The organism is Neobacillus drentensis (assembly GCF_036965645.1).
Taxonomy (GTDB): Bacteria; Bacillota; Bacilli; order Bacillales; family Cytobacillaceae; genus Neobacillus; species Neobacillus drentensis_D.
The window spans coordinates 56,434-66,328 of record NZ_JBALPZ010000085.1 but is presented as its reverse complement, the minus strand read 5'-3'; the positions used below and the strand labels follow the sequence as shown (position 1 = coordinate 66,328).

13 protein-coding genes are annotated in these 9,895 nt (G+C 41.0%); 12 read left to right on the top strand and 1 reads right to left on the bottom strand.

From position 1 onward, the window contains the following. Window positions 1-100 precede the first annotated feature (100 nt). The 9 genes from V7266_RS17015 (at window position 101) to kapD (ending at window position 7,363) form a co-directional block, all read left to right on the top strand. Window positions 101-1,318 (top strand): NAD(P)/FAD-dependent oxidoreductase, encoded by a 1,218-nt coding sequence (locus tag V7266_RS17015; protein WP_420491433.1) that lies wholly within the window; start codon window positions 101-103, stop codon window positions 1,316-1,318. Between the two features lie 541 nt (window positions 1,319-1,859). Beyond that, window positions 1,860-2,351 (top strand): NUDIX hydrolase, encoded by a 492-nt coding sequence (locus tag V7266_RS17010; RefSeq protein ID WP_335469331.1) that lies wholly within the window; start codon window positions 1,860-1,862, stop codon window positions 2,349-2,351. 157 nt (window positions 2,352-2,508) lie between these two features. Then, window positions 2,509-2,640, top strand: a complete 132-nt coding sequence (locus tag V7266_RS17005; RefSeq protein WP_186446515.1) for a YuiA family protein — start codon at window positions 2,509-2,511, stop codon at window positions 2,638-2,640. 151 nt (window positions 2,641-2,791) lie between these two features. Continuing rightward, entirely contained in the window at window positions 2,792-3,115 is a 324-nt protein-coding gene (locus V7266_RS17000) for a YuiB family protein (protein WP_335469328.1), read from the top strand. Between the two features lie 113 nt (window positions 3,116-3,228). Continuing rightward, on the top strand, window positions 3,229-3,840 hold the full coding sequence (locus V7266_RS16995) for a 3D domain-containing protein (protein WP_335469326.1): 612 nt from the start codon (window positions 3,229-3,231) through the stop codon (window positions 3,838-3,840). A gap of 110 nt (window positions 3,841-3,950) precedes the next feature. Continuing rightward, window positions 3,951-5,459 carry a leucyl aminopeptidase gene (locus tag V7266_RS16990; protein ID WP_335469324.1) on the top strand — a complete coding sequence of 503 codons (1,509 nt, stop codon included), beginning with the start codon at window positions 3,951-3,953 and terminating at the stop codon, window positions 5,457-5,459. A 379-nt stretch (window positions 5,460-5,838) separates the two neighbouring features. Further along, window positions 5,839-6,069, top strand: a complete 231-nt coding sequence (locus V7266_RS16985; protein WP_335469323.1) for a hypothetical protein — start codon at window positions 5,839-5,841, stop codon at window positions 6,067-6,069. 112 nt (window positions 6,070-6,181) lie between these two features. Further along, window positions 6,182-6,565, top strand: coding sequence for a hotdog fold thioesterase (locus tag V7266_RS16980; protein ID WP_335469321.1), 384 nt, complete (start codon window positions 6,182-6,184; stop codon window positions 6,563-6,565). A 174-nt stretch (window positions 6,566-6,739) separates the two neighbouring features. Then, window positions 6,740-7,363, top strand: a complete 624-nt coding sequence (gene kapD / locus V7266_RS16975; RefSeq protein ID WP_335469319.1) for a 3'-5' exonuclease KapD — start codon at window positions 6,740-6,742, stop codon at window positions 7,361-7,363. Window positions 7,364-7,405: 42 nt separating this feature from the next. Here the strand turns inward: kapD and V7266_RS16970 are convergent, their stop codons facing one another. Continuing rightward, entirely contained in the window at window positions 7,406-7,786 is a 381-nt protein-coding gene (locus tag V7266_RS16970) for a kinase-associated lipoprotein B (RefSeq protein WP_335469318.1), read from the bottom strand. Window positions 7,787-7,940: 154 nt separating this feature from the next. Between V7266_RS16970 and V7266_RS16965 the strand changes: the two genes are divergently transcribed. The 3 genes from V7266_RS16965 to V7266_RS16955 all read left to right on the top strand — a co-directional run bounded on the left by V7266_RS16965 (window position 7,941) and on the right by V7266_RS16955 (window position 9,719). After that, window positions 7,941-8,642 carry a peptidylprolyl isomerase gene (locus tag V7266_RS16965; RefSeq protein WP_335469338.1) on the top strand — a complete coding sequence of 234 codons (702 nt, stop codon included), beginning with the start codon at window positions 7,941-7,943 and terminating at the stop codon, window positions 8,640-8,642. Between the two features lie 214 nt (window positions 8,643-8,856). Next, window positions 8,857-9,066 (top strand): hypothetical protein, encoded by a 210-nt coding sequence (locus V7266_RS16960; protein WP_335469316.1) that lies wholly within the window; start codon window positions 8,857-8,859, stop codon window positions 9,064-9,066. Between the two features lie 104 nt (window positions 9,067-9,170). Continuing rightward, on the top strand, window positions 9,171-9,719 hold the full coding sequence (locus tag V7266_RS16955; RefSeq protein WP_335469314.1) for a superoxide dismutase family protein: 549 nt from the start codon (window positions 9,171-9,173) through the stop codon (window positions 9,717-9,719). Window positions 9,720-9,895 lie beyond the last annotated feature (176 nt).

Genomic DNA, 9,895 nt, shown 5'->3' with positions numbered 1-9,895 from the left:
CATTAATTTTCATCTAAATAAAATAAAAATGGACATAGCAGTGGAAGATAAGAAAAAGAGCATTTATCCAAAAATACTATAAAAGGTGGAAGTGATCACTTTGAGACAGCCTAAAATTGTGATTCTCGGTGCAGGTTATGGCGGACTTCTTACGACAGTTCGTTTGCAAAAGCTACTTGGTGTAAATGAAGCGGATATTGTATTAGTAAATAAAAATGACTATCATTATGAAACAACTTGGTTACATGAGGCCTCTGCTGGTACGCTTCACCATGATAAAGTCCGCTATGATATTCGTGATGTTATTGACCGCAGTAAGGTTAGTTTTGTCCAAGATACAGTAGTAGAAATTAAAAAAGACGAAAAGAAAGTCATTTTAGAAAAAGGCGAAGTAGATTATGATTACCTTGTCATCGCCCTTGGCGGTGAACCGGAAACATTCGGTATCAAAGGGTTAAAGGAATATGCATTTGGAATTACCAATGTCAACTCGGCTCGTCAATTACGTGAGCATATTGAATACCAATTTGCTACTTACAATATGGAAGAGGAAAAGAATGACAATCGTCTTTCCATTGTTGTTGGTGGTGCAGGTTTTACTGGAATTGAATTCCTTGGGGAGTTATCCAACCGTATTCCAGAATTATGCCATGAATATGATGTAGATTTCCATAAGGTGAAAATTTATTGTGTGGAAGCAGCTCCAACTGTATTGCCTGGATTCGACCCTGAGTTAGTAAATTACGCGGTTTCTACGTTAGAACGTAAGGGTGTAGAGTTTTTAATCGGTACGGCAATTAAGGAAGCTGTTCCTGGCGGTATTTTTGTAGCAAAAGGCGATGCAGAGCCATATGAAATTAAGGCTGAAACTGTTGTTTGGGCTGCAGGTGTACGTGGTAATTCTGTTATCGAGAAATCAGGCTTTGAAGCCATGAGAGGCCGTGTTAAGGTACAGCCAGACCTACGTGTACCTGGACATGATGATGTCTTCCTTATTGGTGACAGCTCTCTTGTTATCAATGAAGAAATCAATCGTCCATATCCGCCAACTGCACAAATTGCGATGCAGCAAGCAGAATTGACAGCGAAGAATATTGCGGCTTTAGTTCGTAATAAGCCTGAGTTAGAGACTTTTACATTTGATAATAAAGGGACTGTATGTTCACTAGGTGAAGATGATGCGATCGGTGTAGTTTTTGGCAAAAAGCTTACAGGCGGTAAAGCATCCTTTATGAAAAAAGTTGTTGATAACCGTGCTCTTTTCATGATCGGTGGAGCAGGTATGGTATTGAAAAAAGGTAAATTTAATTTATTTTAATAAGAGAAGCGGAATGCCTTGATGGGCGTTTGTAGCTTTAATGAATTTTTTAAAAGGACAGAGTAGCTCTGTTCTTTTTTGTTATGATAATAAAGAGATGTTTTAAGTCGGGTCACCTTTGGACAACAGAAGCCAGAAAAATCGAATTCCTGTCAGAAGTCGGGTCATCTTCGGACAAGGGAGTGCAAAAAATTAGTAATCCTGTCCGAAGACGTGTCAGCTTCGGACAAGGCAGGGCCCAAATAACGGTAGTCCTGTCCGAACCCAGGTCAGCTTCGGACAAGGCAGGGCCAAAGAAAACGTAGTTCTGTCAGAAGCTGGGTCACCTTTGGACAAGGCAGGGCCAAAGAATCGAAGTTCTGTCAGAAGCTGGGTCACCTTTTGACAAGAGAAGCCCGAAAAATCGAAGTCCTGTCAGAAGCCGGATCACCTTCGGACAAGAGAATGCCCAAAAACAGGAGTCCTGTCCGAAGTCAGGTCACCTTCTGACAAGGGAAGACCAAAACAGAATCGTGCTTTTTCTAAAATGGGGGTATATTACATGAGCAGTCACGAGAAACGCGGAAAGGTATGGCTGGCCGTATCCGGTTTAGTGAAATCCAGTAAAGGGGAATGGCTCGTTGTAAAAAAAAGATACGGCGGCTTAAAAGGCAAATGGTCTCTGCCAGCTGGATTTGTGGATGAAGGAGAAACAGCAGATCAAGCTGTTTTAAGAGAAGTGAAAGAAGAAACCGGAATCGATTGTTCAGTAAAGGGTCTCCTTGGGCTAAGGACAGGTGTCATCAAAGGGGAAATTAGTGATAATTTACTTGTTTTTTTACTTGAGCCTACCGGAGAGCTTACCATTACGCATCAAGATAAGGAGTTGTATGAGGCCCGTTTTATGGCACCAGAGGAGCTTAGGTTAGAAAAAGATGCTTCCGTTCTATTACATTATCTAATCCATGAAAGTCTCTCAGTTATGAAACCGGAATCTGATGATATTAACCCCGGTAATCAGTTTGGCTACACTTCCTATAAATTATTTTTTTAATTTTTCGATAAATTAAGCAACCTATCGGAAATGGAAGATAATCTAACATGTATCCGTTTTCATATGCGAAATTCCGTGAATTTAGCTCTTTTCTTTTTCTAAAATCCTTGGTATATTATCTGAAAATTAAGTTAATATACAAAGGGAGGCGAAAGAGATGACGGTGGAAACGATTGATACAACCAAAACTTGTGATTATTGTGAGGGGAAGGGGTATTTCCAATTAGTCCTTGGCGGTTCGGAGACATGCCCAAACTGTGAAGGAACTGGTAAGAATAAAGATAACTAAGCAAATCAGCTTCTTATTCTAAGAGGCTATTTTTTTGCTTTTTTTTAATAATGGATTTAGCACTACTCTAGTTGTTCGCCTGCGCTTTTCTTCTTGACTCTCTTAGGGCTTTTTAAGTACACTAATGGATGTATAAAGGGGGAATTGTCGGATGCAGATGAGCATTGTGGTCCTAATCATCTCAATCGTGCTATTTTTTGTTTTATTTTTTGGAATCGGTTTTATCCTGAATATGCTCTTAAGAATGTCATGGGTGATGGCTATTATTTACCCCATTGTAGCCATTTTTATTGTAGATAAAGTAGAGTTTGCTGAGTACTTTACAAATAGTAAATACGCCTTTCAAGATCTTTGGTCAAGAATCAGCACGTTAGCAACGGCGGATATTCTCATACTAATCAGTGGTCTAGCAGGCGCGATTGCTGCTGGTTTTACAATTAAACTATTACGAAAAAGTGGATATCAAATGTTTTAAGACTTTTACAGTTATGTAAGGGTCTTTTTTTGTTCTGAAAAATTGAATTTTTCACCCTTTTGTATATTTCCCTTTACTTTGGGAATGAATATTTTTGGAGGGTGAAAAAATCAATGAATAAAATGAAAACTTGGACGAAACGAATTGCAATGATTTGTCTGTTTATTTTGGCATTAGCTGCAACCTTTCAGTCCATTACTGGCGTAAGTGCAAAGTCGTTCATACTGCCATTTGCGTCAGCGCTTTCGATAACGAAACCTGTTTCTGGATCATCCACTCCTCTCCTTGAGGATGCATTTGATTGGTCTAAGTACCCAAAATATACAGTGACCGCAACAGGCTATACGGCAGGATATGAATCCACTGGGAAAAGCCAGGGTCATCCTGAATATGGTATTACTTACTCAGGTGTAAAAGTGAAACGGGATCTATTTTCAACCGTAGCCGCTGATTTAAACGTTTTTCCCATAGGTACCATTCTATTTATCCCGGGTTATGGATATGGGGTTGTGGCCGATAAGGGAGGCGCGATAAAGGGAAATGAGTTAGACCTTTATTACAAAACGGTGGAGGATGTTTATGAGCAGTGGGGTAAAAAGCAGGTGGAGGTCTATGTTATTCAAAAAGGAAATGGACGTCTTACTGAAGAGGAATTGCTAACCTTAAATAATGATAAAACACTCCAAGTATTCCGAGGGCAGTATACAAGCTCCGAAAAAAGATAAGAATACGAAGAAATCGGCAGGCCTTGTGCCTGCTTTTTACATGGTTAGATTCTCGAATTAATTCGCCCTTTTCGATATAATGTAAAGGTAAATTTCGGAGGTGAAGGAACATGTTTCATGTAAAAAAAGGGTTAGACTTTACGGCAAGTCATGAGGGCTTAGTCGTAGGTATATTTGAGAAACCTGAAAAATTCACAGGGGAATTAGCCGAATTAGATGGAAAATTTGACGGACAGTTAACAGAGCTAGTAAAGTCAGGTGATCTTTCAGCTAAGCTTAAAAGCATTACTAAAGTACATACTTTTGGGAAAATTTCAGCAAAACGGATCTATTTTGTTGGTCTGGGAAAAGAAAAGGATTTATCCTTCGAAAAGCTTCGAGCCGCTTTAGGAAGGGTTTTTAAACAGCTAAAGGTAAATAAACAGGGGGAAACAGCTGTTTATTTAGATACGTTTGTCAGCGAAGCACTGGATAGTTTAGATGCCGCACATGCGTTGAGTGAAGCCATGGCGCTCTCCACGTATCAATTTGATGGATATAAACAAAAATCGAATGAGCCGGAAAAGAGACTTGAGAAGGTTACTGTATATGCTTCTGCGGCTGACGAAGTGGATGTTCAGGCTTCTTTAACAGTCGGTTATGCATTCGGAAAGGCAACCAATTCGGCCCGCACGCTTGTGAACACTCCTGGTAATTTATTGACGGCTACAGATTTAGCGAACTATGCTTCAGAGCTGGGAGCCAAATACAACTTTGAAGTCGAAATTCTTGATAAAGCAGAGATTGAGAAGTTAGGGATGGGTGCATTCCTCGCTGTAAATAAAGGGTCTGTCGAGCCTCCAAAAATGATTGTTTTAAAATATCAAGGAAAAGATGAATGGACCGATGTTATTGGGTTGGTTGGAAAAGGGATTACCTTCGATACAGGCGGTTATTCAATTAAAACAAAAGCTGGCATTGTTGGGATGAAAACGGATATGGGCGGAGCAGCGGCTGTTCTTGGGGCGATGGAAATCATCGGTGAAATTAGACCGGAGCAAAACGTTGTCGCGGTTATTCCTTCCACCGATAATATGATCTCGGGTGGTGCCTTTAAACCAGATGATGTGATTACATCCATGAATGGTAAAACGATTGAGGTCCTAAATACGGATGCAGAGGGACGTCTAGTTTTGGCAGATGCGGTTACCTATGCCAAACATCATGGGGCTAATTATTTAGTGGATGTGGCCACCCTAACAGGCGGAGTCATTACGGCACTTGGTCTGCATACAACGGGTGCCATGACCAATCATGATGGTTTGTATGAGCAAGTTTTGGAAGCATCTGTTGAAGCTGGAGAGCAGATGTGGTTATTGCCATTGTTTGAGACGGAAAAAGAACGTGTCCGCAATAGTAAGGTGGCTGATTTAAATAATTCTCCAGGAAGCGAGGGACACGCCCTTGTAGCGGGTGCTTTTATTGGTGAGTTTACGGAAGGCACGCCATGGGTGCATCTGGATATTGCCGGAACAGCCACCACATCAAAGGACTATGACTTAGGTCCAGCAGGTGCTACTGGCGTTATGACCCGTACCCTTGCGCTGTTTGTAGAACGCTTTGAGCCAATTGAAAAATAAACCTAATGCTGCATGAGGGTTCCAGCAGTTTTTTTTGACACCGCCATACGCCGCTAAACGGGCGCTTCCGCTTTTCTATTTGGCTTGTCTAGCTCAAGCGCCCAGCGGCCCGGGGTCATAAGCCAATCCGTCAAGAAGGCTAAAGAGCAGCCTTCTCGCCGGCTAGTCTTATGCCTGTCGCCCCTAGGAAAAAATGAACTGCTTTTTTCCCTGGTCAAGGCGCCTCCGCTTTTCGGTTTTCCTTTATCTCAGTCAAAGCGCTCCAGGTCATACGCCGCTAAACGGGCGCTTCCGCTTTTCTATTTGCCCACTCCAATCCCATTGTTTCCGCATATGAAATAGTGTAGGCAAGTAGCACAGAAAAAGGAGGTAATAGGATATGTACCCATATCGAAGCCCGTATCCGGTACAAGATCAACGATTTATCGGTCTTGGCTGGCCATTAGCGATTGGTGGACTTAGCTTCTTGGGAGGATTACTTGGCGGGGGATTAGGTGCTTCTTTTGCAGCCCGGCCATTTTACGGTTACCCAGGAGGATTCGGTGGTTATCCAGGATTCGGCTATCCTGGAGTCGGTTTCCCGCCAATGGGATACCCTGGTTTCTATTAATATCGTTAAAAACAGCTCTTGCAGCTGTTTTTTCTTTTTTTACCTTAAAGGAATGTGAAGAGAAACGAAGAATAGGTTAATATAAAATCAAAATAGGTACCGGAGGGATAAGATGATTAAGGATACGCTAATAGAGGCACTTGGAATGGAAATTACGCTGCTAGAGCCTGGGAAAGTTGTTGCAGTCATGCCTGTTGACCACCGGACAAAACAGCCATTTGGCTTACTTCATGGAGGGGCTTCCGTTGCCTTAGCAGAGACAGTTGCAAGTCTGGGAGCCTACGAACTCGTTAACAAAGAAACAGAGGCTGTGGCTGGGTTGGAAATAAACGCCAATCATGTCCGTCCAAAAACGGACGGAGTTGTCACCGCAGTGGGAACCGTTTTGCATCAGGGTAAAACAACCATGGTCTGGGATATTAAAATCACCGATGAACAAGACCGTCTTATCTGTGTTTCAAGATGTACAATGGCCGTCATTAAACTTAAAAAATAATTCCTCACAAGAGAATGGTTTTTCCATTCTTTTTTTGTGTCTATTGTACAAAAATTTAAAAAACTCTAATGAAATTCATGTTATAATAAAAAAAATAGAAAAAAAGCACAATTTTTTGTACATGTATCTTTATATAATAGTAGTAAGATGGAATAAGAGAAGGTGGTGAATAAATTGAGAACCAAGAAGCAATATTTATTTATTGATTTTGAGTTTACGATGCCAGAGAGAAATGTTCGTATGAAAGATTTTTTTGCGGAAATTATTGAGGTGGGAATTGTTGCCGTAGTAGATGACCAAGTTACTGAACAATTTTCTTCCTATGTAACTCCTTTAAAATTTCCGAGATTATCCGAACGCTGCAAATCATTCTTACATATTACGCAGCAACAGGTTGATAGGGGATTAACTATTTACGAGCTCATTAAGAAATTGGCAGAATTCAATAAGGATAATGTTGACACGACCATCGTTACTTGGGGAAACATGGATATGAAGGTACTGCGGCAAAATTGTTTAATGGCTGGAGCTGCGTTTCCATTTAAGGGAGCAGAATTAGATTTATCCATGGAATATAAACGATTCTTTGGCGACCAAAATCAAACCGGTCTTTGGAAAGCCGTTCAGGAATATGGGAAAGAAGGGACTGGGAAACATCATCGAGCATTGGATGATGCCTTGACTACCTATAATATATTCAAACTAGTTGAAAAGGATAAACGCTATTTGGAAAAGCCGCAGCCAACCACTATCGGCGATCGAATCGATTTTTCCAAACTGCTCAATGAATTCGCATAAAAGGCCAAATCACTCAAACTGATTTGGCCTTTAAATGTGTGATCAAATCTTATAATCGCTTTCCAAGGATTCCAAAGCCCGTAAGCTCATCTCTGCCCACTCTGAATTTAATTCGGTCAATTCTTTTCTCATCTTCTGTAAAGCTTCTTTTAAAGATTCCTGATAATCAGGAACCTCACCCTCAAACGGTTTCACCATTTGTTTGGGAATATTCGTTTGCTCCCTGTAACTAAGGGCTTTTCTTTCATGAAACATGAGGACATCCGCATCCTTTGGGTGGTGGAGGTCACCTTGCATCGGATGTTTTGCAACCGCCAATACCCTGACTAAATAATGCTGTGGGCGTTCTTCAGTAATTTCACCAATATACTTCCCTGTCTTATAAATCCCCGTAACCACATTGCCAACTTGTAATTCTGTCACGTCATCCACCCCATAGTCTAAAATTCACTTGATTCCACTCCTCCATTATGACTAAATTAAAAACATAGTGCAAAAAGTTTAAAGTGAGAAAATGGAGGGATGATAATTGAGAAAGAAAGGGCTATTTATATTTATTTTTGTAAGCATTGTTCTAATGTTGGCTGCTTGTGGGACAAGCGAGAAGAAGGAAGACAAGGTATCCACAACCACAAAGACTACAGAGCCAAAAACAGAACAAAAGGAAGGGGCCAAACAAGTGTCTGATAAAACATATCCACAGCTGTCAACAGAAGTGGCTGAAAATGAAAAATTAGTGGAAATGGAAACGTCAATGGGGACGATTAAAATTAAACTATTCCCAGAGTATGCTCCAAAGGCTGTTGAAAACTTTGTCAAACACAGTCAGGATGGATACTATGACGGTCTCATTTTTCACCGGGTGATCAAAGATTTCATGATTCAAGGCGGTGACCCAAAGGGAAACGGGACCGGCGGTGAAAGTATTTGGAAGACTCCATTTGAAGATGAATTTTCTGAAAATCTTTTTAATATTCGTGGAGCCTTATCGATGGCAAACGCAGGAGCCAATACGAATGGAAGTCAGTTCTTTATTGTTCAAAAAACAACACTGGACCCTTCTATGAAAGAAGAAATGGACAAAGCCGGCTATCCAAAGGAAATCATTGATGCCTATGACAAAAATGGGGGTACTCCATGGCTGGATCACCGTCATACTGTTTTCGGCCAGGTGATCGAAGGAATGGACATTATAGATAAAATTGCAGAAACAAAAGTAGATGCAAAGGACAAGCCAGAGCAAGATGTCGTGATCAAAGGAATTAAAGTATTAAAATGACTTTGAAAATTGTCCAGCTTCAGCGCCTAGGGGCTCGGGGTCATAAGCCAATCCGTCAATAAGGCTCGTCTAATGCCTGTCGCCCCTAGGAAAAAATGAACTACTTTTTTCCCTGGTCAAGGCGCTTCCGCTTTTCTGTTGGTGCGGAGTCTTCTTTGTTGCTATAATAAAGTGAACCCATTAGGGGCCTTTAAGAGAGAAAGGGAGAAGAAAAATGTTTCTGCCATCCGTACTAGCATTATTTTTGTACTTTCCTGAAGACAAAAGAGAATATATTCCTGCCGCCATTACATGTGTTATTTTTTTAATAGGTGCACTAATAACCATGCGGCTCATTATTAAAATCTCCAACCGGGAAGCATTAAAAACAAAAGAGTTAGAAGAACAAATAAACAAGAACCGGACTACGCAAAGGAACAGTTAAACACGACTGTTCCTTTTATCATTCCATAAGCCATTCCTTTCCGCTTTAGAATAGTTCAGGGGTTGATTGCCTATACTATTCCCAAATTGCCAAGGGGGGAAACAATGAAGAAAAGTTGGATGCTTATTCCGCTTCTCCTGCTTACGGGCTGTATGGAAAAGGAAGTAAAGCAGTTAGACGTACAAATGTATAATCCATCAGGTGATTCGCTCGGGACAATAACGCTTGCTGAACAGTCGAATGGGGTGAAAATGACCGTGGATTTAACTGGACTTCCTTTAGGAGAACACGCGATACATATACATGAATCTGGTACATGTAAGGCCCCTGATTTCAAATCGGCGGGGAACCATTTCAATCCTGAAAATAAAGAACATGGTCTCCTACATCCGAAGGGAGCTCATGCGGGGGATCTGCCAAATTTAATTGTCGCAGATGATGGGACTGTAAAGGCTGATTTAATGGCCCCTAATGTTACTTTGAAAAATGGAAAAAAATCACTGTTTACAAAAGAAGGAACTTCCATTGTAATTCATGAAGGAAAGGATGATGGGATGACCCAGCCGGCAGGGGATTCAGGAAACCGGATTGCTTGCGGTGAAATTTCTAAAGAGAAGAAGACAGAACAAAAAAAAGCTCAAGACGAAAAATAATAGATTACAAGCTATCCCGAGCGGATAGTTTATTTTTTTTGCTTCCCTAGGTATTCATCTAAGGCTTTTCCAACTAGTGGACATACACTGTAGGGAGAATGTAAGGAGGCGATTCTTTATGGAAAAAAGACAATTTGGCGGATTTCCAGGACAAATGATGGGAGGCTACCCGCAAA